20 protein-coding genes, 2 tRNA genes and 1 pseudogene are annotated in these 22,216 nt (G+C 71.4%); 6 read left to right on the top strand and 17 right to left on the bottom strand.

What is annotated here, in order from left to right:
- Positions 1-3 precede the first annotated feature (3 nt).
- Positions 4-1,458, bottom strand: coding sequence for a catalase (locus tag N8I86_RS25110; RefSeq protein ID WP_123439581.1), 1,455 nt, complete (start codon positions 1,456-1,458; stop codon positions 4-6).
- A gap of 145 nt (positions 1,459-1,603) precedes the next feature.
- On the opposite strand from N8I86_RS25110, the gene N8I86_RS25105 reads away from it, so the two are divergent.
- The gene (locus N8I86_RS25105; protein WP_073889354.1) at positions 1,604-2,020 is read left to right on the top strand and encodes a Fur family transcriptional regulator; all 417 of its coding nucleotides are present in this window, start codon (positions 1,604-1,606) and stop codon (positions 2,018-2,020) included.
- A 153-nt stretch (positions 2,021-2,173) separates the two neighbouring features.
- Here the strand turns inward: N8I86_RS25105 and N8I86_RS25100 are convergent.
- From N8I86_RS25100 to N8I86_RS25085, 4 genes are all read right to left on the bottom strand, one after another.
- Positions 2,174-2,247 (bottom strand) — tRNA-Met (locus N8I86_RS25100).
- Between the two features lie 90 nt (positions 2,248-2,337).
- The gene (locus tag N8I86_RS25095; RefSeq protein ID WP_263278764.1) at positions 2,338-4,152 is read right to left on the bottom strand and encodes a tetratricopeptide repeat protein; all 1,815 of its coding nucleotides are present in this window, start codon (positions 4,150-4,152) and stop codon (positions 2,338-2,340) included.
- 205 nt (positions 4,153-4,357) lie between these two features.
- Positions 4,358-4,431: transfer RNA gene (locus tag N8I86_RS25090), tRNA-Met, on the bottom strand.
- Between the two features lie 41 nt (positions 4,432-4,472).
- Positions 4,473-7,361 (bottom strand): UPF0182 family membrane protein, encoded by a 2,889-nt coding sequence (locus N8I86_RS25085; protein WP_241840789.1) that lies wholly within the window; start codon positions 7,359-7,361, stop codon positions 4,473-4,475.
- 163 nt (positions 7,362-7,524) lie between these two features.
- Here N8I86_RS25085 and N8I86_RS25080 point away from each other — a divergent pair, with 163 nt between their 5' ends.
- Positions 7,525-8,067 (top strand): PPA1309 family protein, encoded by a 543-nt coding sequence (locus N8I86_RS25080; protein WP_073889349.1) that lies wholly within the window; start codon positions 7,525-7,527, stop codon positions 8,065-8,067.
- A gap of 69 nt (positions 8,068-8,136) precedes the next feature.
- Here N8I86_RS25080 and N8I86_RS25075 read toward each other — a convergent pair whose 3' ends face one another.
- The 4 genes from N8I86_RS25075 to N8I86_RS25060 all read right to left on the bottom strand — a co-directional run bounded on the left by N8I86_RS25075 (position 8,137) and on the right by N8I86_RS25060 (position 11,287).
- On the bottom strand, positions 8,137-9,234 hold the full coding sequence (locus N8I86_RS25075; protein ID WP_185091246.1) for a YlbL family protein: 1,098 nt from the start codon (positions 9,232-9,234) through the stop codon (positions 8,137-8,139).
- Positions 9,235-9,284: 50 nt separating this feature from the next.
- Positions 9,285-9,428 (bottom strand): hypothetical protein, encoded by a 144-nt coding sequence (locus N8I86_RS25070; protein WP_185091614.1) that lies wholly within the window; start codon positions 9,426-9,428, stop codon positions 9,285-9,287.
- Between the two features lie 169 nt (positions 9,429-9,597).
- Complete coding sequence (locus N8I86_RS25065; protein WP_073889348.1) at positions 9,598-10,059, bottom strand: molybdenum cofactor biosynthesis protein MoaE; 462 nt, start codon at positions 10,057-10,059, stop codon at positions 9,598-9,600.
- 115 nt (positions 10,060-10,174) lie between these two features.
- The gene (locus N8I86_RS25060) at positions 10,175-11,287 is read right to left on the bottom strand and encodes an SDR family oxidoreductase (protein ID WP_073889347.1); all 1,113 of its coding nucleotides are present in this window, start codon (positions 11,285-11,287) and stop codon (positions 10,175-10,177) included.
- Positions 11,288-11,478: 191 nt separating this feature from the next.
- Here N8I86_RS25060 and N8I86_RS25055 point away from each other — a divergent pair, with 191 nt between their 5' ends.
- A complete protein-coding gene (locus N8I86_RS25055; RefSeq protein WP_123436734.1) occupies positions 11,479-12,921 on the top strand; it encodes a zinc-dependent metalloprotease in 1,443 nt (480 codons plus the stop codon).
- Positions 12,918-13,439, top strand: a complete 522-nt coding sequence (locus N8I86_RS25050) for an NUDIX hydrolase (RefSeq protein WP_263278763.1) — start codon at positions 12,918-12,920, stop codon at positions 13,437-13,439. The genes N8I86_RS25055 and N8I86_RS25050 overlap by 4 nt, the downstream gene beginning before the upstream one ends.
- 56 nt (positions 13,440-13,495) lie before the next feature.
- Here N8I86_RS25050 and N8I86_RS25045 read toward each other — a convergent pair whose 3' ends face one another.
- From N8I86_RS25045 to N8I86_RS25030, 4 genes and pseudogenes are all read right to left on the bottom strand, one after another.
- On the bottom strand, positions 13,496-14,251 hold the full coding sequence (locus N8I86_RS25045) for an AIM24 family protein (protein WP_263278762.1): 756 nt from the start codon (positions 14,249-14,251) through the stop codon (positions 13,496-13,498).
- A gap of 17 nt (positions 14,252-14,268) precedes the next feature.
- On the bottom strand, positions 14,269-14,949 hold the full coding sequence (locus N8I86_RS25040; protein ID WP_123436737.1) for an AIM24 family protein: 681 nt from the start codon (positions 14,947-14,949) through the stop codon (positions 14,269-14,271).
- Positions 14,950-14,960: 11 nt separating this feature from the next.
- Positions 14,961-16,621, bottom strand: a pseudogene (locus tag N8I86_RS25035) (TerD family protein).
- 144 nt (positions 16,622-16,765) lie between these two features.
- Positions 16,766-17,362 carry a M48 metallopeptidase family protein gene (locus tag N8I86_RS25030; protein ID WP_073889339.1) on the bottom strand — a complete coding sequence of 199 codons (597 nt, stop codon included), beginning with the start codon at positions 17,360-17,362 and terminating at the stop codon, positions 16,766-16,768.
- A 273-nt stretch (positions 17,363-17,635) separates the two neighbouring features.
- On the opposite strand from N8I86_RS25030, the gene N8I86_RS25025 reads away from it, so the two are divergent.
- Positions 17,636-18,868, top strand: coding sequence for a TOMM precursor leader peptide-binding protein (locus tag N8I86_RS25025; RefSeq protein ID WP_263278761.1), 1,233 nt, complete (start codon positions 17,636-17,638; stop codon positions 18,866-18,868).
- Entirely contained in the window at positions 18,861-20,228 is a 1,368-nt protein-coding gene (locus tag N8I86_RS25020) for an ABC1 kinase family protein (protein WP_123436740.1), read from the top strand. Before N8I86_RS25025 ends, N8I86_RS25020 begins: the two co-directional genes overlap by 8 nt.
- A 330-nt stretch (positions 20,229-20,558) precedes the next feature.
- Here N8I86_RS25020 and N8I86_RS25015 read toward each other — a convergent pair whose 3' ends face one another.
- From N8I86_RS25015 to N8I86_RS25000, 4 genes are all read right to left on the bottom strand, one after another.
- The gene (locus N8I86_RS25015; protein ID WP_143611203.1) at positions 20,559-20,771 is read right to left on the bottom strand and encodes a hypothetical protein; all 213 of its coding nucleotides are present in this window, start codon (positions 20,769-20,771) and stop codon (positions 20,559-20,561) included.
- Positions 20,772-20,909: 138 nt separating this feature from the next.
- Entirely contained in the window at positions 20,910-21,233 is a 324-nt protein-coding gene (locus N8I86_RS25010) for a hypothetical protein (RefSeq protein ID WP_073889335.1), read from the bottom strand.
- Positions 21,230-21,598: a WhiB family transcriptional regulator gene (locus N8I86_RS25005; protein WP_037660091.1), complete on the bottom strand. Its 369-nt coding sequence runs from the start codon at positions 21,596-21,598 to the stop codon at positions 21,230-21,232. Before N8I86_RS25005 ends, N8I86_RS25010 begins: the two co-directional genes overlap by 4 nt.
- A gap of 169 nt (positions 21,599-21,767) precedes the next feature.
- On the bottom strand, positions 21,768-22,088 hold the full coding sequence (locus N8I86_RS25000) for a hypothetical protein (protein ID WP_073889333.1): 321 nt from the start codon (positions 22,086-22,088) through the stop codon (positions 21,768-21,770).
- Positions 22,089-22,216 lie beyond the last annotated feature (128 nt).

The following is a 22,216-nucleotide window of genomic DNA, read 5'->3' as shown; positions in this document are numbered from 1 at the left end:
CGCTCAGGCGCGCAGCGCCCGCACCGCCGCCTCCAGCCGCTTGCCGAAGTCGGCGTCGGCGGCCGCGAAGTTGCCGATCGCACGCTCGGCGATGTCCTCGCGCGAGACCTGCGAGATCGCACCGGCGAGGTTGGCGATCAGCCGCTCGCGCTCCTCGTCCGACATCAGCCGGTAGAGGTTGCCCGCCTGCACGAAGTCGTCGTCCTCGGCGTGCGCCGGCGTCGGGTGGTCACCGGTGCCGCCCGAGAAGCCGTCGAACGACTGCCACAGCGGGCGGCCGGTCTGTTCCGGCCCGCCGAAGCTGTTCGGCTCGTAGTTCTTCGCACCGCCGTGGCGGCCGTCGTAGAGGAGGCCGTCCCGGGAGTTCGTGCGCGCCTCGGTGGCGTGCGGACGGTTCACCGGCAGGTGGTCGGCGTTGATGCCGACGCGATAGCGGTGCGCGTCACCGTAGGCGAAGAGCCGGCCCTGGAGCATCTTGTCGGGCGAGGGCCCGATGCCCGGCACGAAGTGCGCGGGGCTGAAGATCGACTGCTCGACCTCGGCGAAGACGTTCCGCGGGTTGCGGTTCAGCTCCAGCCGGCCGATCTCGACGACCGGGTAGTCCGCGTGCGGCCACACCTTGGTGAGGTCGAACGGGTTGAAGCGGTACGTCGCCGCGTCCGCCGCAGGCATGATCTGCACGCCAACGGTCCAGCTCGGGAACTCGCCGCGCTCGATCGCCTCGCGCAGGTCGCGCTGGTGCGAGTCGGGGTCCTTGCCCGCGAGGACCTCCGCCTCGGCGGCGGTGAGGTTCCTGATCCCCTGGTCGGTCTTGAAGTGGTACTTGACCCAGAAGGCCTCGCCGGCCGCGTTGTTCCACTGGAAGGTGTGCGAGCCGAAGCCGTCCATGTGCCGGTACGAGGCCGGGATGCCGCGGTCGCCGAAGAGCCAGGTCACCTGGTGCGTCGACTCGGGCGACAGCGACCAGAAGTCCCACACGTTGTCGGCTTCCGTGCTGCCGGTGTACGGGTCGCGCTTCTGGGTGTGGATGAAGTCCGGGAACTTGATCGCGTCCCGGATGAAGAAGACCGGGGTGTTGTTGCCGACGAGGTCGTAGTTGCCCTCCTCGGTGTAGAACTTCAGCGAGAAGCCGCGCGGGTCCCGGACGGCGTCCGCCGCGCCGAGGTTGCCGGCCACGGTCGAGAAGCGCAGGAAGACCTCGGTCTCCTTGCCGACCTCGGAGAGGAACGCGGCCCGCGTGTACTCCGTGACGTCGGCGGTCACCGTGAACGTGCCGTAGGCGCCGGCACCGCGGGCGTGCACCACGCGCTCCGGGATGCGCTCGCGGTTGAAGTGGGCCAGCTTCTCCAGGAGCAGCTGGTCCTGCACGAGCACCGGGCCGCCGACGCCTGCCGTCTCGCTGTTCTGGTTGTCGGCGACCGGAGCACCGGCCTCCGTGGTGAGCGGTCCCTGCGTCACGTGCGCCTCCTGCGTCATTCCTGACCGATCCTGTCCCATGGCCAAAGCCGTAGCCGATCCTACAATGGACTTTGTCTAAGTCAAACACTGATCCAATCTCACACCAGTTCCCAACCTGGTCTCCCCTGCTGTTAGGCTGGTGGCCATGAGCGACCTTCTGGAACGGCTCCGTGGACGCGGATGGCGGATGACCGCGCAGCGGCGCGTCGTGGCCGAGGTCCTCGACGGCGAGCACGTGCATCTGACCGCCGACGAGGTCCACGCGCGGGCTGTCGCGAAGCTCCCCGAGATCTCCCGGGCCACCGTCTACAACACGCTGGGCGAGCTGGTCACCCTCGGCGAGGTGCTCGAAGTCTCGACCGACAGGCGCGCGAAGCGGTACGACCCGAACGCGCACCGGCCCCATCACCACCTGGTCTGCGCCCGGTGCGGCTCGATCCGTGACGTCCACCCGACGGGCAACCCGCTCGCCGACCTCCCCGACTCCGAGCGCTTCGGCTTCACGGTGTCGGACGTAGAGGTGACGTACCGCGGGCTCTGCCCGAACTGCACGAGCGCGTAGACGGCGCGCGGAGGACGACGAGGAGGGGGCGAGAGCCCCCTCTTTCCGCGTTCGGGGCACCCCCGCGGCGCCCGGGCTCCCGAAGGTCCATGAGGTGTGCGGAAACGACCGAGGGCCGGAACCCATTTCTGGATTCCGGCCCTCGGCCTTCAGTAGCGGGGACAGGATTTGAACCTGCGACCTCTGGGTTATGAGCCCAGCGAGCTACCGAGCTGCTCCACCCCGCGTCGGTGAACACGACATTACGCGAGGGAAGAGCGCGGAAGCAAATCCATGGGGCGCGAGGTGTCCCGGATCACTCGGGAGTGCTCGGCGGCTCACGCCGACAGCTCCTCCCGCAGCGCGTCCCGGAGCCGGCCGGCGCGCTCCGAGACCTCCGCCGGCCCCAGCGCCACCGCCCGGTCGGCCCAGCGCTGCCCCTCCGCCAGCTCGCCACGACGCGCGTAGACCAGGGCCAGCCGCAGCGCCGCCCGCCCGTGTCCGGCGTCGGCGGCGCGGGTCCACCACACGGCGGCCTCCGGCTCGCTGCCCTCTCGGGCCAGCAGCAGCCCCAGGTTGAAGGCGCCGTTGCGCGACCCGGCCTCCGCGGCCTCCCGGTACCAGCGCGCCGCCTCCACCACGTCACCGCGGGCGGCGGCCAGCATCCCGACCCGCACCTGCGCCCGCCGGTGCCCCTGGGACGCGGCACGCTCGTACCACTCCTCGCACTCGGTCTTCTCGTGCACGACCTCCCCGAGCTCGTGCGCGGGCTCCGGCGGGCGGCGCGCGTCGAGCAGGGTGGCCAGCCGGTACGCCGCCTCCGCGCTCCCGCCACCGGCGGCGCAGCGCAGGTGCCGCTCGGCCGCGGGCTCGTCGCCCTCGCGCTGCCGGGCGATCCCGACCTGCAGCGCGGCCTCGGTGTGCCCGGCCGCCGCCGCGCGCTCGTACCAGCGCAGGGCCATCTCCTCGGCGCCGCGCCCCGTGTACAGGATCCCGAGGTTGAACGCCGCGTCCACGCTGCCGGCCTCGGCGGCCTTGGAGAACCACGGCTCGGCCCCGGTCGTGTCGCCGCCCTGGAGCAGCAGGATGGCCAGCGCGTTGGCCGCCTCCCGGTGTCCCGCGTACGCCGCCCGCCGGTACCACTGCTCGGCCTGCGCGGTCCGGCCCTGCTCCGCGCAGAGCAGCCCGAGGTTGTAGGCGCCGTTGTCGTCCCCGGCGTCCAGTGCGGCCCGGTACCAGCGCTCGGCGGTCTGCGTCTCACCACGCTCGGCGTGCAGCGCGCCGAGCGCGTTCGCCGCGTTGCCGTCGCCGTCCTGGGCCGCGCGCAGCCACCACACGGCCGCGTTCTCGGTGTCCCCGGCGTCGCGCAGCAGGAAGCCGAGCGCGCAGGCGGCCCGCGGCTCGCCGTCCTTGGCGGAGGTCAGGTACCAGCGGCCGGCCTCCTTCAGCTCCCCGCGCTTCTCCAGGATCGCGCCGAGGTGCAGCGCGGCCCGCCGGTGGCCGCGCGCGGCGGCCTGCCGGTACCACTGCTCGGTCTCGGCGAGGGCGACAGCGTTGTCAGTCCCGGCTTCGTCCTCGTGCCCGGCCTTCCGGTCGATCGCGCGCGCCAGCCGGTAGGCGGCCTCACGGTGCCCGCGCTCGGCCGCGGCCCGCATCCAGTGCCCGGCACCCACGTCCCCGCGGTGCTCCAGCAGATCGGCGAGCGCGTAGGCGCCGAGGGCGTGGCCCTGTTCGGCGGACTGGCGCAGCCAGTACTCTGCAGCCGGCTCGTCGCCGCGCTCGCGGTGGTGGCGGCCCAGGGCGTGCGCCGCGGCGGCGGAACCGGCGACCGCGGCGATCCGCCACCAGCCGGCGGCCTCGTCGGCGTAGCCGCGCTGGTGCAGGAGGACGCCGAGGTTGTTGGCCGCGGCCCGGTCACCGGCCGCGGTGGCGGCCCGCAGCTGGGGTTCGGCCCCGTCGAGGTCGCCCCTGCGAAGGAGCATGGCGCCGAGCACGCTCGCCGCCTCGGCGTCGCCGCTCTGCGCCGCGAGAGCGAGCCGTACTTCTTCCCCGGCATCCCCCGTGTCGCTCAAGTCGTCGCGGGTCGGCTCCTCGGAAGGCTGCACAAATCGCCCTGACTCGAACAGAGTTGCCTTGTCCCCCATAACGTCCATCGTCGCACCACCTGCAACCTGGGTACACCCGGTATACCGCAGCCCGTGAGGTCACTTCAGCGTTTTGTCGACATGCCCACAGGACGACAAGTCAAACACACGCGACCCCAACTCCCCCCGGCGGCGCGGCCGTCCCTCCCCCCAGTACATGAGTTCGCACACCACGAAGGCCCGGATCCCTGGGGATCCGGGCCTTCGATCGCAGTAGCGGGGACAGGATTTGAACCTGCGACCTCTGGGTTATGAGCCCAGCGAGCTACCGAGCTGCTCCACCCCGCGCCGTTGCCTGGCAACCGTATCACGGTGCGGGGTGGTCTTGATCAACTCCCGTTCTTGCCGTTCGGCTTCTCGGTCTTGGACTGGGCGTCCTGAGCTCGCTTCAGCGCCGCCTCCAGGTCCTTCTGCGCCTTGGCGTACGCGTCCCAGTCCGGGCCGTCCGGCTGCTGCAGGGCCTCCTTGCCGGCGTCGATGGCCTTCTGGGCGTCCGCCAGCGCCTGCTTGACCGTGGGGTTGCCGGTGTCGGGCGGGTTGGTGCCGGTGTCCGGCGGCGTGGTGGTCGTGCCCTTCACACCGAACACGTCGTCCAGCGCCGCGTCCAGGGTGTCCTCGAAGGCGGTCTTGCCTCCGTAGGTGACCAGAACCTTGCGCAGCAACGGGTACTTGAGCGATCCGCCGCGTACGTAGACGGGCTCCACGTACAGCAGTCCCCCGTCGAGCGGCACGGTCAGCAGATTGCCGTACTCGACCTTCGAATGCCCGCGGCTGAGCAGGCTGATGGTCTCGGCGATGGCCGATTCGGAGTTGAACTGGCTCTGCACCTGCTTGGGGCCGTCGACGGTGGTGCTCGTCGGCAGCTTCAGGACTCTGATCTTGCCGTAGTCGCTGGCGCGCGGATCGGAGTCGACCGCCATGAACGCGCTCAGGTTGTCCCGCCCGTTGGGCGTGAACGTCGTCGTCAGCGAGAACGCCTGCGCCGTCTGGTCCGGCATCTTCATGCTCAGGTAGTACGGCGGGACCGCGCTGCCGGAGTCGTTGGCCGGATCGTCGGGCACCTGCCAGACCTCGCTGCCGCTGAGGAACGTCTGGGCGTCCGTCACGTGGTAGCGGGTGAGCAGCTCGCGCTGGACCTTGAACAGGTCCTGCGGGTACCGCAGATGATCCATCAGGTCCGCGGAGATGGTGCTCTTCGCCTTCACCGTGCCGGGGAAGGCCTTCATCCAGGTCTTCAGCACCGGGTCCTGGGTGTCCCACTGGTAGAGCTTGACCTCACCGGTGTACGCGTCGACGGTCGCCTTCACCGAGTTGCGGATGTAGTTGACCTGGTTCTGCTGGGCCACCACCGCACGGGAGTTGTTCGTCGCCGTCAGCGAGTCGGCCGTCGTGTCACCGAGGGTCGTACGGGACGAGTACGGGTAGCCGTTCGACGTGGTGTAGGCGTCCACGATCCACTGGATGCGGCCCTTGACCACGGCCGGGTAGGCGTCGCCGTCGATGGTCAGCCAGGGGGCGACCGCCTCCACGCGCTCCTTGGGCGTGCGGTTGTACAGGATCCGCGAGCCCTTGCCGATCGCGCCCGAGTACAGGATCTGCGGCTCGTTGAACGACAACGCGTACGCGGCCCGGTTGAGCGGGTTGTCGAGGTTGACCCCGCTCCTGCCGGCGTAGCTGGTGGTCTTCTCCCCGCTGTCGTCGGAGTAGTCGATCTCCTTCTGCGGACCGCCGACGATGGAGTACGTGGTGGTCTTCTCGCCGTAGTAGACCCGCTGTTCGTACGTGCCCAGGTCGCCGCGGGACGGCAGATCGGACTCGGTGAAGACCGGCTCGCCGTTGGAGTCGGCCTCCGTGCCCTTCGCGGCGACCACGCCGTAACCGTGCGTGTAGCGGAAGTGGTCGTTGATCCAGTTGTTCTTCGGGATGCCGTCCAGGTTCAGCTCGCGCAGCCCGAGGACGGTGTCCTGCTCCTTGCCGTCCTTGGTCGGGTAGCGGTCGACGTCCAGGTTGGTCGGGAACCCGTAGTAGTTCTTCATCTGCTGCAACTGCTGGAACGTGGGCGAGACGACGTTCGGATCGATGATCCGGATGCTCGCCGCGTCGTTCGCGTCGTTGCGCAGCTTGGTCTTGTCCGTGGTCGCGGACTTGCCCGCGTACTCGCTGACCTTGGTGTCGTCGATGCCGTACGCCTCGCGGGTCGCCTTGAGGTTCTTCTGGACGTACGGGGCTTCCTTGGCCTGCTCGTTGGGCTGGACCTGGAACTTCTGCACGATCGCCGGGTACAGCCCGCCGATCAGGATCGCGGAGAGCACCATCAGGCCGAAGCCGATGACCGGCAGCTGCCAGGTACGCCGCCACAGCGTGGCGAAGAACAGCAGCGCGCAGATGACGGCGATGCAGAACAGGATCGTCTTGGCCGGCAGGTAGGCGTTGGCGTCGACGTAGCGCAGGCCGGTCCAGTTGCCGGTGGCCTTGAAGTCGCTGGACTTCACGGCCAGGCCGTACCGGTCGAGCCAGTAGGCGACCGCCTTGAGGGCGACGAAGATGCCGAGCAGCACCGACAGATGCCCGGTCGCGGCGGCCGTGGCACGCGCGCCGGGGCTGGTGACGCGCAGCCCGCCGTACAGGTAGTGGGTGAGGGCGGCGGCGATCAGGCAGAGGATCGCCGCGGCGAAGCCGAAGCCCAGCAGGAACCGGTACCAGGGCAGGTCGAAGGCGTAGAAGGAGATGTCGAGGTGGAACTGCGGGTCCTTCTCGTGGAAGGGCACGCCGTTGACCCACATCAGCCAGGTCCGCCACTGGCTCGACGCCGAGGCACCGGCGATGAGGCCGACCAGGGCGGTGACGGCCAGCAGCAGCCACTTCTTGTACGGCGCTATGGCCATCCGGTACCGGTCGAGGCTCTGCTGCTCCATGGACATGGCGCTCAGCGGGGGCCGCAGCCGGTGCGCGAGCCAGATGTTCACGCCGACGGCCAGCGCCATCAGCAGGCCGAAGACGAAGAACAGCCCGATCTTGGTCGACAGCGTGGTCGTGAACACGGACGAGTAGTGCACCGACCGGTACCACAGCCAGTCCGTCCAGAAGCCCGCGAACATGGTGAACGCCATGCCGAGGACTGCCAGGACGCCCAGTGTCACGAGCAGGGTCCTCACGCGCCGGGACGGGCGGCCCGCTCTGATCCGTGGACCCGTCGGGCCTCCGCCGCGGTCCGGCATCTGGAAAGCCAAGGTGCGCACCTCGAAGTCGCTGTCGATCCGTCAGGCCCCCGGTTTCGCGAGCCCTCCGTGGCCCCCCGTGATCGTGGGCCCACACCTATGCAACTTACTCACGGTTTACTCGGTTCCCGATTCCGGGCGGGAACGAGGCAGGATTGTGACCATGTCCAACACTCCCATGGCAGCGAACCCGCTCACCCGGGCCGTACTCGAGATCGACGAGTACGCCTCCGGCCTCGGCTGGGACCAGCCCGCTCGCCTCTTCGCCCTCGTCGACACCGCACGGCTGCGGGCCCAGGAACCCTCGCTCGCGGCCCAGCTGGGCCTGGAGAACGAATCCGAGACCACCGGTCTCACCCCGATCGAGCAGGACGAGATCCCGTCCGGAAAGCCGCTGGACGAGTTCCTTGGCACCATCGCCTGGCCGGACGCGGTGGCCGGCTGCGCGCTCACGGTGGAGCGCCTGATGCTGCCGCCGTCCGCCGAGGCGCAGGTCCCGCAGGGCCTGAGCGAGGCCAAGCTGGCCAAGTGGGTGTCCGATCACCCCGAGCGCCAGGAGGTCCGGATGACCGTCGCGGTGCTGCGCGACGGCACCCGCGAGTCGGCGCTCCGGCTGCGCGAGAAGGACTCCTCGACGGAGGTCCTGACCGGCCCCGACCTGGTTCCGGGGCTCGCGCAGGCCCTGTCCTCGACGTTCGCGGACTGACGTCCGGCGGGTACGGCGATGGGGGCGCCCCGGATGTGCGGGGCGCCCCCAGCCGTGCTCAGGGCCCGCTCAGCCCTTGGTGGTGCACTTGGGCAGGGCCGCGGTGTTCCCGCCGCGGATGTCCTTCAGCGCGCCGAGGGCGTCCCCGATCGTCCTGACCTTGACCAGGGTGAGCCCGCTCGGGGTGTCCTTGGCGGCGGCCGCGCAGTTCTCGGCCGGCGTCAGGAAGTACTGGGCGCCCTTGCTGCGCGCGCCCACGGTCTTCATCTCGATGCCGCCGATCGGGCCGACCGTGCCGTTGTCGTCGATGGTGCCGGTGCCGGCGACGAACTTGCCGCCCGTGAGGTCGCCCGGGGTGAGCTTGTCGTAGATCCCGAGGGCGAACATCAGACCCGCGCTGGGGCCGCCGACGTCGGCGAGCTTGATGTCGATGGAGAACGGGAAGGTGTGGTCGGTCCCGGCGGAGATCCCGACGATGGCCCGCTTGGCCCCGGTGTCGTGGGAGGTCGCCGTGGTGATGGCGACGTCCTGGGTCTTCGTCGCCGCCTTGTTCGCCTTCTCGGCGGCGGCCTGCTCCTTGGCCGGGACGACGGTGAAGACGACCTTCTGACCGGCCTTGTGCCTGGTCACCAACTTGGCGACGTCGGACGGCTGCTTGACCGCCGTGCCGTCCACCGCCTTGATCACGTCACCGGCGTGCAGCCGGCCCTCGGCCGGGGAGTCCTTGACGACGGTGGAGACGATCACCCAGGACTTCACCGGGACGCCCAGCTCCTTCAGGGCGGCGACCTTCGCGCTCTCCTGGGACTGGCTGAACTCCTCGGCGTTCTCCTGGGAGGACTGCTCCTCGGTCTTGCCGTCCGGGTAGAGGGTGTCGTGCGGGACGATCTTGCTGTCGTGGGCCAGCCATCCGTAGACGGCCTCCACCAGGTTCATCCGGAAGTCCGCGCTGGTGACCCGGACCGTGGTCATGTTCAGATGACCGTCGGCCGGATAGGTCTTGTGCCCGGAGATCTGCAGCACCGGCTCGCCGTCGTGGTCCCCCAGCGTGTTCACGGTCGGGCCGGGGGACATCTCCGAGAACGGCACGGGGATGAGCACTCCGGCGCACAGGAGCGCGATCAGCATCAGGGTGGAGGCGAGCATCGTCGCGGTGCGGCGTGGCATGCCATGACAGTACGGGACGGCTGTGTCAGCGCACCGTCAGGGCAGCCTCGTCACGCCTCGCGCGCGCCCGAGTCCGTCTTCTCCATGGCCGCGCGGAACCGGGCGTACCCGTCGAGCTCCGGACCGTCGCTGCGCACCTTGCGCGTCCGGTTGGCCCAACTGCCCCACAGTCCGGCCGCTATCGCAGCCACCATCGGAATCAGCAACCAGGCGAGAGCCGCCATGCCGACCTCCCAACCCCTAGAGCGTCTGCGACTGACTGATCAGCAGATTAACCATTCGCACTGACAACGCTCACGTGAGGGTGCCGGTTACGCAACCGCTTGGCCCGGTTGGCCGAACGTGACGCCCCGTGGGGCGCGGTCAGCAGGCGCCGACCCACTCCTCGGTCCCGTCGGAGAACTTCTGGTGCTTCCAGATGGGGACCTCGTGCTTGATGTCGTCGATCAGCCTGCGGCAGGCGTCGAAGGCCTCCGCGCGGTGCGGGCACGCCACGGCGACCACGACGGCGAGGTCCCCGATCCGCAGGTCACCCACACGGTGGACGGCGGCCAGCGCGCGCACCGGGAAGTCCGCGACGACCTTCTCGGCGATCCGCCGCATCTCGGCCTCGGCACTGGGATGGCAGGAGTACCCGAGCCCGTCCACGTCGGCGCCGCCGTCGTGGTTGCGCACGGTCCCGACGAACAGCGCGATGCCGCCGGCCGCCTCGTCCCCGACGGCCCGGAACACCTCGTCGACGGAGAGCGCGGTCTCCCGCACGCCGATCAGCTTGACGGGATCCTGAGCGGCCTGCTCACCGGGGTGCTCGTTCGCGTGTGCCATGTCTCCCATCGTGCCGCACGCGTGTGACATCCCGGTATACGAGATTCACCAGTCCCGCGCGCACAGGGGTTTGGAGCGTCCTACAGGACGCTCCGGCACGCGCGGGCCGCGGTCCTCACACCCGCCGCCGCGCCTTCCGGGCCCGCCGGACCACGGCGGCGGCACCGAGCAGGGCCACCGTCGCGCCCGCCGCGCCCGCGGCCGTCGCGTCCTTGCGCCCCAGGCGCCGGCCGGCGACCGTGTGCCGCCCGGAGACCTCCTCCAGCAGCTCCGCGAGGACCTCCTCGTTGGTCCACTTCGGCCGCCACCCGGCGTCGTGCAGCCGGCTCCCGCTGACCACCCAGGGGTACATCGTGTAGGCCAGGTCCCCCGCCGGGGACGGGGTGAGCCCGATCCGGTGCAGCCGGGCCGCGGCGCCGAGCGCGACCGCCGACGGCAGCTCCATCCGCCGGATCCCGCTCAGCTCCTCGACCTCCTCCTGCTCGAGCCAGCCGTCGCAGCCGACGGCGATCTCCCCGTCGACCTTCTCCAGGACGGCGTACTCCAGCGCGCCGCAGAGGTCCTCTACGTGGCAGAACTGCCAGGCCGGCCGGGATCCGGCGACGACGAGCAGCCGGGGCGACTCGAAGTACCGGGTCAGAGCCGTGTCCGTGCCGCCGACCAGGACGGCGGGCCGGACCACGCTGACGTTCAGACCCGGGTGCGCCCGGGGCGCGCGCCGGGCCAGCCGCTCGATCTCCAGCAGGTCGCCCACGCCCGTGGCCTCGGCCGTCGCGCGCAGCTCGGCGTCCTCCGAGAGGGGCAGCTCGTTGTCCGGCAGCGCGCCGTAGACCATCGCGGAGGTGCACAGCACCACCCGGGGCACCCCGGCCGCCGCCGCGGCCGTCAGCACGGTCTGGGTCCCCCGGACGTTGTAAGCCGTGCGGGCGGCCGCATCGGTCTCCAGATCGAGGTCGAGCGCGAGGTGCACGACCACGTCCACGCCCCGCAGCTTGTCCGCGATCGCCGGGTCGCGGACGTCGAGGATGTGCCACTGGGCGTCGGCGCAGTCCCCGCGCCGCTCGTCGATGGCGACGACCTTCTTGATCTCCCCGGAGGCGGCGAGCCGCTCCGTGAGCAGGGCGCCCACCCCGGTGGCGGCGCCGGTGACCGCGACGACGGGCCCGCGCGCCGCGGGAGGGGTTGAGAGGTTTCGCGCTGCGCGAACCTGCGGATCTGGGGAACTCACCGGGCGTCTCCAGCGGTTGTCTTCAGTACGGGCGCGAGTGACGCGTACGTACCAGGTGCATCCATCCTGCCGCAGGCCTTCCGTGGGCGAAGCACCGAGGCCCGATCGGGTCGGGGTGTCTACGCTGGGTGGTGACGTCGGGCAGCCGCGCCGCCGGGAGAGACCGGTGGCCTTACCAGCCGAGGAATCCCGTGAGTGACACCCCATTCGGTTTCGGCCTTCCGCCGGAGGAGCCGGAGGACGGCGACGAGGGCAAGAAGAAGGACCAGCAGAGCGGTGGTGGTCAGGGCCCGGCCAACCCGTTCGGCTTCGGCGGTGCGCCCGGGGCCGGGGGCTTCGGCGCCCCCGGTGCCGACAATCCGCTCGCAGCCATGTTCGGGTCCCTGAACCCCACCGACCTGGGCGCCGCGTTCCAGCAGCTGGGCCAGATGCTCTCCTACGAGGGCGGCCCGGTGAACTGGGACATGGCCAAGCAGATCGCCCGCCAGACGGTCGCCCAGGGCGCCCCGGACGGCACGAAGGACGCCAGCGTGGGTCCGGCGGACCGCCGGGCGGTCGAGGAGGCCGTGCGCCTGGCCGACCTGTGGCTGGACGACGCGACGTCCCTGCCGTCGGGCTCCGCGTCCGCCGTGGCGTGGTCCCGCGCGGAGTGGGTCGAGGCGACCCTGCCGGCCTGGCAGGAGCTGGTCGACCCGGTCGCCGAGCGCGTCGGCGCGGCCATGGGCGACGTCCTGCCGGAGGAGATGCAGGCCATGGCGGGCCCGCTGATCGGCATGATGCGCTCGATGGGCGGCGCCATGTTCGGCACGCAGATCGGCCAGGCCGTCGGCGTGCTGGCGGGCGAGGTCGTCGGCTCCACCGACATCGGCCTGCCGCTGGGCCCGGCCCGCAAGGCCGCGCTGCTGCCGGCCAACGTCGAGGCCTTCGGCAAGGACCTCGGCGTCCCGCAGGAGGAGGTGCGGCTCTACCTGGCCCTGCGCGAGGCCGCCCACCAGCGTCTGTTCGCGCACGTGCCGTGGCTGCGCTCGCACCTGTTCGGCGCGGTCGACGGCTACGCGCGCGGGATCAAGGTCGACACGGCCAAGCTGGAGGACGTGGTCGGCCAGTTCGACCCGCAGAACCCCGAGCAGCTGCAGGACGCGCTGCAGCAGGGCATGTTCCAGCCCGAGGACACGCCCGAGCAGAAGGCCGCCCTGGCGCGTCTGGAGACCGCTCTGGCGCTCGTCGAGGGCTGGGTGGACGCGGTGGTCCACGCGGCCGCGAAGCCGCGTCTGTCGTCGGCCGACGCCCTGCGCGAGACCCTGCGCCGCCGCCGCGCGACGGGCGGTCCGGCCGAGCAGACGTTCGCCACGCTGATCGGCCTGGAGCTGCGTCCGCGCCGGCTGCGTGACGCCTCCCGCCTGTGGGCCTCGCTCACGGACGCGCGCGGTGTCGACGGCCGGGACGACCTGTGGCACCACCCGGACATGCTGCCGACGGCCACCGACCTGGACGACCCGGACGGCTTCGTGCACCGCGAGCAGATGGACTTCTCCGAGCTGGACAAGATGCTCGGCGAGGCGGCAGACGGCTCCGCCGGCAAGCCCGACCTGCGCAAGAAGGACGACGAGACCGAGGGCGACGGCACCGAGTGAGCCTCCACGACGACGCGGTCCTCGTCCTCAAGGGGTACGAGGGCCAGGAGGAGCTGCGTCAGGCCTACCTGGACCACCTCGCCACCCACCCCGACGGCCTGTGGAAGGCCTGTCACGCCGGGCACCTCACGGCGAGCGCCCTGGTGATCGACCCCGAGCGCGGCCGGGTGCTGCTCACGCTGCACCGGAAGCTGCGGATGTGGCTCCAGATGGGCGGCCACTGCGAGCCGGGCGACCACAGCCTGGAGGCGGCGGCCCTGCGTGAGGCGACCGAGGAGTCCGGTGTCGCCGGGCTGACCCTGCTGCCCGGCGGCCCGGTGCGCCTGGACCGGCACCCGATCCCGCCGCCGTGCCACTGCCACTACGACGTGCAGTACGCGGTCCTGGCCCCGCCCGGCGCCGAGCACGCGATCAGCGACGAGTCGCTGGACGTGCGCTGGTTCGCCTACGACGAGGTGGCGGACGTGGCCGACGAGTCCGTCGTACGACTGCTGGAGGCGACGCGCGCCCGGCTGTGAACGGGTGAGGGGCGGCCGCACCGGCGGCCGCCCTCTCCCGTCCGTTCGCCGGACGGTCAGCTCCAGACGTTGCCCTGGTTCTGACCACGGGCCCCGTGCTGCCCCATGCCGAACTGGGCCGCGAGGCCCTGCCCGATCGCCGCGTTCTGCGGCGGCAGCAGCTCACTGGGCTGCACCAGCGCGAACCCGGAGCCCATGAAGCTCAGCTCCCAGCCCTCGCCGGTGCTGCCGCGCCTGCGCCACACGCCGGAGGAATGCGTCTGCGCCTGCATCTGCACGCGCAGCCCGGTGGACCAGGCGACGATCGCGTCCGCGTCGCAGTTGACGTACTTGTCGGGCGTGACCTGCATGAGCAGCGGGGCGCCCGAGGTCATCAGGGCGACCTTGCCCCGTCCGGTGATGTTGAGCTGGTACTTCCCCGAGCCGGAGATGCCGTAGAGGCTGTCGACGGCGATGACCTCGTGGTGCAGCGAGGAGTCCATGGCGAGGACGTAGGAGCTGTCGACCGTCAGCCCGTCCTGCTCGACGTCCATGACGTGCACGTGCTGGGCGAGGTTGGCGAGGTAGACCGTGCCCTGTCCGTGACAGCGCATCAGGTCCAGGCCCTCGCCGGTGTGCGCACGCGCGCGTGCCTGGTTGTTGCTGCGGTACTCGGCGTCGAACTCGACCAGCCCCTGGTAGGCGACCATGGTGCCCTTGCGGGCGAGGATGTCGTCGTGGCCCTCGAGGGTGACGCGGAGCATCTGCTTGTTCTGCAGACTCCAGCGCTCCTGGGTCTGCAGGTCGTTGTGCGCGAAAAGCGGGCTCTGCATGGTGTTCTGGCTCCCCCTCAGCCCCGGACTCGGAGGCGGTCGGTGCTGTCCTCGCTGGGCTGGACGACGACGATGCCCTGGCCGGAGAAGGCCATCTGGTAGGCCTCGCCGCTGCCCCGGCCGATCAGCGACTGCGCCTTGAAGCTGCGCTTGCCCTTCACCTTCAGGTTCGGGGACCAGGCGACGAGCGCGTCCGGGTCGACGTACGTCTCGTCCTCGCCGCCACCGCAGTCCACGACGATCGGCTTGCCGCGGGAGGTCAGCGCGACCCAGCCCTGCCCGGAGATCTTCGTGTTCCACAGGCCCTGCCCGGCGAACTTGGCGAGCCCCTTGACGCGCTCCACGCCCCAGCTGAGGTGGGCGTCGAAGGCGAGCAGGTTGGTGGCGTTGACGGAGATGCCGTCGCCGTTGAGGTTGATCACGACGACGTCGGCGCCGTAGTCGGCCAGGTAGAGCAGGCCGTCGCCGGAGCACTTCATCAGCGGGGCGCCCTCGCCGGTGATCCAGTCGCGGGCGATCTGGCGGACGGCCGGCGGGTTGGGCTCGTACTGGATGAAGCCCTCGTAGGCGACCATCGACCCCACGCGCGCGAGGAGGTCGTTGCCGGTCTGCATGGCGACCTTCAGCATGTGGTTGCCGTGGTTCTCCATACGGGCGGTGACGGGTGCGGGGGCGTAGCCCGCGAGCGGCTGGTTCATGACGGGCTCCCTCAGACCTCGTACGGCTGGACCACGATGAAGTTGCCGGGCGCGCCCCGGAACTGCAGGTTGACGCTCTCGCCGGTGTCGCCCGGATAGGCGTTGCGGCGCATGCGGACCTGGCTGGAGACGATCACCTGGGACGCGGCCGACCAGGCGACGACCGCGTTGCAGTCGGCGAAGGTGGTCGGCGTGACCGGCAGGACCACGGGGGTGCCGTGCGTCTTGACGACGATCGTGCCGGTGCCCTGGAACTGCATGGTGAACAGCGCGCCGCCCGGGATGCCGTGTCCCTCGACGCGGCGGACCTCGTACTGGAGGCTCTCGTCGAAGGCGAGGACGTTCTCCGCGGACACGCAGATCGCGTCGCCCTGGAGCTCGACCGGGTGCAGGTGGGTGGAGTTCTCCGCGAGGAACACCTGGCCCTGGCCGGTGCAGCGCATCAGCTGCATCTCCTGGCCGGTGGCGTTGCCGACGAGCCGTCCGGCGAAGCCGGCGCCCTTGTAGCTGAAGTCCACCTTGCCCTGGTAGAGCACCATGCTGCCCTGCCGGGCGAGCACGGGCTGTCCGCCGACGCCGAGGTCGACGCGGATGAGCTTCTTGTTCTGCTGCGTCCAGCGCTGCCCGGTCGGCGTCTCCTTGAACGCCTGGAGCGCGGCCGTGACACCGGCACCGCCCTGGGGCGCGCCCTGCGGCACGCCGTAGGGGGCGGTCTGCTGACCGGGCACCTGGCCGTAGCCCGGGGGCATGGGAGCGGTCGGCTGGCCGCCGTAGGAGGGCTGCTGCTGGCCGTAGCCGGGAGGCATGGGCGCGCCGGGCTGACCACCGTAGGGCGGCTGCTGGGGCGGCTGGCCGTAGGGCGCGGGCGCCGGGGCCGGGGGCGGCACGGTGCCGCCGGGGGCTGGTGCAGCGGGGCGATGACCGTCGGCGCGCCGTGCATGTTCGGCGCGGGTGCCGGGGCCGGCGGCGGAGTGTGCCCGGGCGGCGGCGCGAAGCCCTGTGCGGCGGGCTGGGGCGCGGGGGCGGCCGGGGCGGGCTGGGTGGCGGGGGCGCCGAACGAGGGCGGTGCGGCGGCCTGGGCGGGCGGGGCGAAGCCGGGCGCCGCGCCGGACTGCGGGGCCTGCGGGGCGGCCGGGGTCTCCTCCTCCAGCACCTCGCCGCCGAAGTTCTTCAGCAGCGCGTCCAGGCCGCCGTCGAAGCCCTGGCCGACGGCCGCGAAACGCCAGCCGTCCTTGAAGTAGAAGTCGCCGAGCATCACGGCGCGCTCGGTGGAGAACTCCGCACCGCTGAACGAGTAGCGGGCGACCTCCTCACCGCCCGCCACGATGCGCAGGTATCCGGGGGCGATCTGCGACATCTGTCCGGCGCCGTCGAGGGTCGCCGTGAAGGACAGCTTGCGGATCTGCGAGGGGATGCGGTCGAGCGTGACCCGGAAGGACTCCGTGTCGCCCGACTGGGCACCCAGCAGTTGGACGGACTCCTCCGGGGTCTTCGGCTGGTTGAAGAAGACGAAGTACCGGTCGTCCGACAGGCGCTCGTCGGCGTCCAGACCGAAGCAGCTGATGTCGAAGGTCAGTCCGGGGCCGGAGATCTGCACGCCTACGTACAGATCCGTGCCCGCCGTGAGGTCACTGATCCTGGCCTTGTGGCCGCGTTGGAATTCCCTGGCCATGCGTTACGACCGTCCCCCATCCCGAATGCGATTGCGTCGCGCCAGGCTAACGGCAATGGCCGACATCGGCCCCGGTCGGGCCCGGTCGGTACAGACCCGGTACACAATCGCACCCGGCCGCTCATGCGGGCGGGCCCGGAAGCCTCACTCGTCCCGTGCGCCGGGCAGGTGCGGCAGCCGCTGCGCGGCGACGACCCCTTCGAGGTAGCCGCGGGCGCGCTCGGTGCGCGGGTAGGACTCCAGCAGCCGCCAGAAGTCGGGTCCGTGACCGGGCACCAGCAGATGGGCGAGCTCGTGGCACAGGACGTAGTCGACGACGTACTCCGGCATCCCCTGGAGCCTGTGGGAGAGCCGGATGCTGCCCTCGGCCGGGGTGCACGAGCCCCAGCGGGTGTTCTGGTTGGTGACCCAGCGCACGGAGGCGGGCCGGGCCCGGCCGTCGAAGTACTGGGCCGACAGGCGCGCGGCGCGCTCGGCCAGCTCGCCGTCGCCCAGCTGCCGACGGCTCTCCTGCGCGGCGAGCTTGTCGAGCATGACGGTCACCCAGCGCTGCTCCTCCGCCTTCGACATCCGGGCGGGGATCAGCACGACGGTGCGATCGCCCTCGCGGTACGCGGAGACGGTCCGGCGGCGCCGGGCACTCCTGCGTACCTCGATCGCGCTCGCCTTCGAGCCGCCGGGCGGCTGGCTCGTCGTACTGCGCTGTGGGTTTCCGGCGCGGTGCAGTGGGTCGGCGGGCACGCCCCGACGTTACCCGGTGGGCAGGGCCGAAGTCCCGGCTCGGGGACGGTGGAATGTCGACGCCCCACCATGCGTCTGATTCGTACGACCGGCCCGGGTGGCCGCTTTACGGTCATTCATCACGACTGATCAGTACGACAAATACCCCACACCTGTGGACAACTTCCGGCACCGGGCGCACGGGCCGGGCATGCTGGCAGGCGTCGGCGGAGCGTGACCGGTTCCCCCGGCGGACGGATGTTCCGGGTGTTTCTACGGATACGGGGGCAAGTCATGCATCCGATGGTGAAGCCGGCGCTGCGGCGCGGCTGGCGCGACCTGGACACCGTGCAGTTCGGGATGACCCCGGCGCACGCGCTGACGCTGGGGCCGCTGGACAGGGCGACGGGCGGCTTCCTGGACCTGCTCGACGGCACCCGCGGGCTGCCCCTGCTGCGCGAGGAGGCCCGCCGCTCGGGCCTGCCCGACGGACGGGTCGACGCCCTGGTGGAGCGGCTGGCCGGGGCCGGCCTGGTGGACGACGCGCGCGGCGGGGGACCGGACGCGGACGCCCTGCGCGAGAAGCGGGAGGTGCTGGGGCGGCTGCGTCCCGACCTCGCCTCGCTGACCCTGACCACGTCCGAGCCGGGCGGGGCGCTCGCCCGGCTCGCCGCCCGCCGTGCGCTGCGCGTGCAGGTGCGGGGCGCCGGCCGGGTCGGCGCGCTGCTGGCGTCGGTGCTGTCGGGCGCCGGTGTCGGCGAGATCGACGTGCGGGACGACGGCCGCGTGGAACCCTGGGACGTGGCACCGGGCGGCCTGCCGGCGGAGTCCGTCGGCGAGCGCCGCGACACGGCGGCGCGGGCCGCGGTCCGCCGCGCGGCACCGGACCGGCCGCCGCGCCGCCCCCGCTCCCCCGGCTCCGGCTCCGGCGCCGCGGACCCCGGTCTCTCCCTGGTGATCCTCGCGCCCCGGGACGACGTGGCGGTGCACGCCCCGGATCCGCGCACCGCCGAGCCGCTCCTGGCCTCCGGGACGCCCCATCTGTACGCCGGCGTCGTGGAGGGCACGGGGGTCGTCGGGCCGCTCGTCCTGCCCGGCGAGTCGGGCTGCGCCGGCTGTCTGCACGAGGACCGCACGGACCGCGACCCGGTCTGGCCCCGGTTGATCTCCCAGTGGGGATCCGGCCGGGCCCGCCGGATCGGCGCCTGTGATCTGACCCTGGCCACGGCGGTCTCCGGACTGGCCGCGGCTCACGCCCTGGCCTTCCTCGACGGCGGGGCGCCGGCCGCCACCGGGACCCGCTGGGAGGTGTCCGCACCCGGTCTGACCTGGCATTCCCGGCCGGTTCGGCCCCACCCGGCATGCGGCTGCGGTGCGGCGGAGAGAGGGAGGGAGAGTGGTAAAACGGAGCACTTCTCAACCGATGGACGACCACGCGCGACAATGGCGGTGCAACGGCCGTCCGCGAAGCGACGAAGCGAAGCAGGCGCGGCGCGGCCGACTGGGACCTGGAGGGCGCATGTCTGATCTTCCCCGGAAGGCGGTCACCCGGACCGCCAAGCTCGCCGCGCTCCCGCTCGGCTTCGCCGGGCGGGCGACCTGGGGGCTGGGCAAGCGGATCGTGGGCGAGTCCGCGGAGATCGTCGGCCGTGAGCTGCAACAGCGCACGGCGGAGCAACTGTTCAAGGTGCTCGGCGAGCTCAAGGGCGGTGCCATGAAGTTCGGGCAGGCGCTGTCCGTCTTCGAGTCGGCGCTGCCCGAGGAGATCGCCGGCCCCTACCGTGCGGCCCTGACCAAACTCCAGGACGCGGCGCCCCCGATGCCGACCCGCACGGTGCACGCGGTGCTGGAGGAGCGGCTCGGTCCGGACTGGCGTGATCTGTTCGAGGAGTTCGAGGACAAGCCGGCGGCGGCTGCCTCGATCGGCCAGGTGCACCGCGCGGTGTGGCACGACGGCCGTGAGGTGGCCGTCAAGGTGCAGTACCCGGGGGCCGGCGAGGCCCTGCTCTCCGATCTCACGCAACTGAGCCGCTTCGCACGGCTGCTGGGACCGCTCATCCCGGGCATGGACATCAAGCCGCTGATCACGGAGCTGAAGGACCGCGTCTCCGAGGAGCTGGACTACGCGCTGGAGGCCCAGGCCCAGAGCGCGCACGCGGACGTGTTCGCCGCCGATCCGGACGTGGTCGTCCCCGCGGTGGTGCACCAGTGCGATCAGGTGCTGGTCACCGAGTGGATCGACGGCATCCCGCTGTCGGAGGTCATCTCCGACGGCACCCCCGAGCAGCGCGACCGGGCGGGGCAGCTCCTCGCCCGCTTCCTGTTCTCCGGGCCGGCCCGCACCGGTCTGCTGCACGCCGACCCGCATCCGGGAAACTTCCGGCTGCTGCCCGGCGGCCCGGCCGGCGAGGACGACTGGCGGCTGGGCGTCCTGGACTTCGGCACGGTCGACCGCCTGCCCGGCGGGCTTCCCCTGCCGATCGGTGTCTCGCTGCGGCTGACGCTGGACGGGGAGGCCGAGCGGGTCTACGAACTCCTCTGCGAGGAAGGGTTCGTGAAGGAGTCCATAGAGCTGGAACCCGACGCGGTCCTCGACTACCTGCTGCCGATCATCGAGCCGGCCCGGGTGGATTCCTTCACGTTCACCCGTTCCTGGATGCGCGGTCAGGCCGCCCGTGTCGCCGACCCGCGCTCCCCCGCATATCAGCTGGGCAAGCGGCTCAATCTGCCGCCGGCCTACCTGCTGATCCACCGGGTGACCCTGAGCACGATCGGTGTGCTGTGCCAGCTCGGCGCGACGGTCCGGCTGCGGGAGGAACTGGAGGAGTGGCTGCCGGGCTTCGTCGGCGACGACGTCCCGGTCGAGGAGGAGCCGGCGGGCGCCTGACCGGGTGGGCGTGCCCGGTCGGCGGTGGCCCGGCAGGCCTCAGCCGGTTCCGGGGCCGCCGGGCCTGCGGTGGGCGCAGTCGATCTCGTTGCCGTCGAGGTCGGTGACGTATCCGAGGTTGCCGTTGGTGTGCACCGTCACCGACCCCGGCCGCTGTTCGACCTCGAAGGGCTCGTAGGCGTGGGCCGTTCCGGACCAGGGGCGGCCGCCGCCGGTGTCGACCGACCTCCTCGGTGTCGTTCGTGACCCTCATGCGCGCCACCGGCGCACCCTGTGCCGCCACCGTCCCCCCGTCGTCGCCCGGTCCGGAGCCCGGTCCCGAGCGGGATCTCACCACCAGGACGAGTCGAGCCGTCCTTCGATCGCCCGCAGGTTCTCCCGGGAACAGGTGTCGCAGAAGTACTGGCGGACGCCGTTCTCCACGGAGCAGGTCCAGGTGACCGGCTCGGGGCCGTCGGCGTGCGTGCCGCAGCGGGCGCACACCACGGGGCCGTGGCCGGCGGTTGAGCTGCCCTGGTCGGTGCCTCCGGGAAGACTCGTCACCCGGCGACCATAACCCCGCGGCCGGCGGATCGCCGCGCACAACGCACCGCGGGGGCCGGTCCGTTCGGCCGGACCGGCCCCCGCGGGGAATGCTTCGCCTCCCTGGTCCGGGAGGCCACCGCTGTTCAGGTGTGCTCGTTACTGCATGACGGCCATGGCGAGCGCGCGGCGGGCACGCAGCGAGGCGCGCTCGGCGCGGCGCTGCATCCGCTGGGCGACCGCCAGGCGCACGGCCCGGCGTTCGCGCACGGCGTCGTGGAGTCGCTCGTGCATATGCGCACGAGCCAGGGCTTCTTGCATGAGTTGCATCTCTCGGTTCCTGTTCTGCCGCGCTTCGGTAGCGCCGGTGGAGGTGAAGTCTGTGGTCGCGGAGCCTGTGCGCTCGCTGGTGGACGGCTTCATCGGGGCCTGCTTCTTGGGGTCGTGCGTGAGGGGGCGGTCGATCGTTCCTGCGGTGTTCATGCCGTGACCGGGTTCTTGCGCGGGCGGCCACGCGGCCGCTTCCGGGCGACGACGACACCCTGGACGAACAGCTCGCCACCCCAGACGCCCCAGGGCTCACGCCGCTCCTTGGCGCCGGCGAGGCAGGCCTCCATCAGCGGGCAGGTGCGGCAGAGGGACTTGGCGTACTCCACGTCCGCGGGCGACTCGGCGAAGAAGACCTCCGGGTCGTAGGAGCGGCAGGGGACGGGTACGCCGAGGTTCTCGATGGCGTCGTCGAGCGCGGTGAGCGCGGTGAGGGGGATCAAGGTGGAGTCCTCCGTGAGGCCGGGCGGGGGGATGGTTTGCGAAGGCGGTACGGACGGGGCGTGCGCTTCGAGTTGCACGGGGTGTCTTCCTCGTCTGGTCGTTCCGGCCGGTTGACCGGGTGTCGGCTGGTACCGGGTTCTTTCCTGTCCCGAGGCCCCTTCGCTCCGTCGCCCCGTTCGGGGCAAACAGAAGGGCCGCGGATCCCGGATGGGGTTCCGCGGCCCTGAAGGCGCCGGCCTGATCGAATCAGGCTGGATCACTCCAGGGTTCTGGCCCACGGAAGGCCCACATCAGGTGGTGCTGCTTCGTCTGCTTCCGGAATCCGGCACCGGCCGCCGCAAAGGCATAGGCATGTGCCTGCGCCTCTACCGCTTCCAGTGCCTTGGTCGGTCGCTCATTGCCCTCGCGGACGGGAAGACCCGCGAGAGACAGGGCGGACGCCGGGCGGACGGCACGAATGCCGGACAGACCGGTGCCCTGGTTCGAGGCGCCGAGCATGCACGTGGAGACGGCCGAGCGATCGGTCAGTTTGGCCGTGCTGATGGTGCTGAAGTTGATGCTGATCACTGGACTCGCCTCCTCTCGGCGTCTCAAGGGCTGGGACGAACCAGCCCGTTCGGATATGCAAGTACATCACGGAACCGCGGTCTTCGAGAAGGCCGCCGCTTCCGTGCCTAGAACCTATGGGGATTGCC

The organism is Streptomyces albidicamelliae (assembly GCF_025642175.1).
Lineage (GTDB): Bacteria > Actinomycetota > Actinomycetes > Streptomycetales > Streptomycetaceae > Streptomyces > Streptomyces albidocamelliae.
The sequence above is the reverse complement of the archived record's forward strand: the minus strand, read 5'-3'. Positions and strand labels throughout refer to the sequence as shown.

What these genes read in the sequence shown, in the direction of transcription:
- N8I86_RS25085 (WP_241840789.1), bottom strand. Translation starts at nt 7,361, where the DNA reads ATGCCGGACCGCGGCGGAGGCCCGACGGGTCCACGGATCAGAGCGGGC.
- N8I86_RS25045 (WP_263278762.1), bottom strand. Translation starts at nt 14,251, where the DNA reads ATGCAGAGCCCGCTTTTCGCGCACAACGACCTGCAGACCCAGGAGCGC.
- N8I86_RS25020 (WP_123436740.1), top strand. Translation starts at nt 18,861, where the DNA reads ATGTCTGATCTTCCCCGGAAGGCGGTCACCCGGACCGCCAAGCTCGCC.
- N8I86_RS25080 (WP_073889349.1), top strand. Translation starts at nt 7,525, where the DNA reads ATGTCCAACACTCCCATGGCAGCGAACCCGCTCACCCGGGCCGTACTC.
- N8I86_RS25105 (WP_073889354.1), top strand. Translation starts at nt 1,604, where the DNA reads ATGAGCGACCTTCTGGAACGGCTCCGTGGACGCGGATGGCGGATGACC.
- N8I86_RS25095 (WP_263278764.1), bottom strand. Translation starts at nt 4,152, where the DNA reads ATGGACGTTATGGGGGACAAGGCAACTCTGTTCGAGTCAGGGCGATTT.
- N8I86_RS25010 (WP_073889335.1), bottom strand. Translation starts at nt 21,233, where the DNA reads ATGAACACCGCAGGAACGATCGACCGCCCCCTCACGCACGACCCCAAG.
- N8I86_RS25025 (WP_263278761.1), top strand. Translation starts at nt 17,636, where the DNA reads ATGCATCCGATGGTGAAGCCGGCGCTGCGGCGCGGCTGGCGCGACCTG.
- N8I86_RS25070 (WP_185091614.1), bottom strand. Translation starts at nt 9,428, where the DNA reads ATGGTGGCTGCGATAGCGGCCGGACTGTGGGGCAGTTGGGCCAACCGG.
- N8I86_RS25075 (WP_185091246.1), bottom strand. Translation starts at nt 9,234, where the DNA reads ATGCCACGCCGCACCGCGACGATGCTCGCCTCCACCCTGATGCTGATC.
- N8I86_RS25065 (WP_073889348.1), bottom strand. Translation starts at nt 10,059, where the DNA reads ATGGCACACGCGAACGAGCACCCCGGTGAGCAGGCCGCTCAGGATCCC.
- N8I86_RS25040 (WP_123436737.1), bottom strand. Translation starts at nt 14,949, where the DNA reads ATGAACCAGCCGCTCGCGGGCTACGCCCCCGCACCCGTCACCGCCCGT.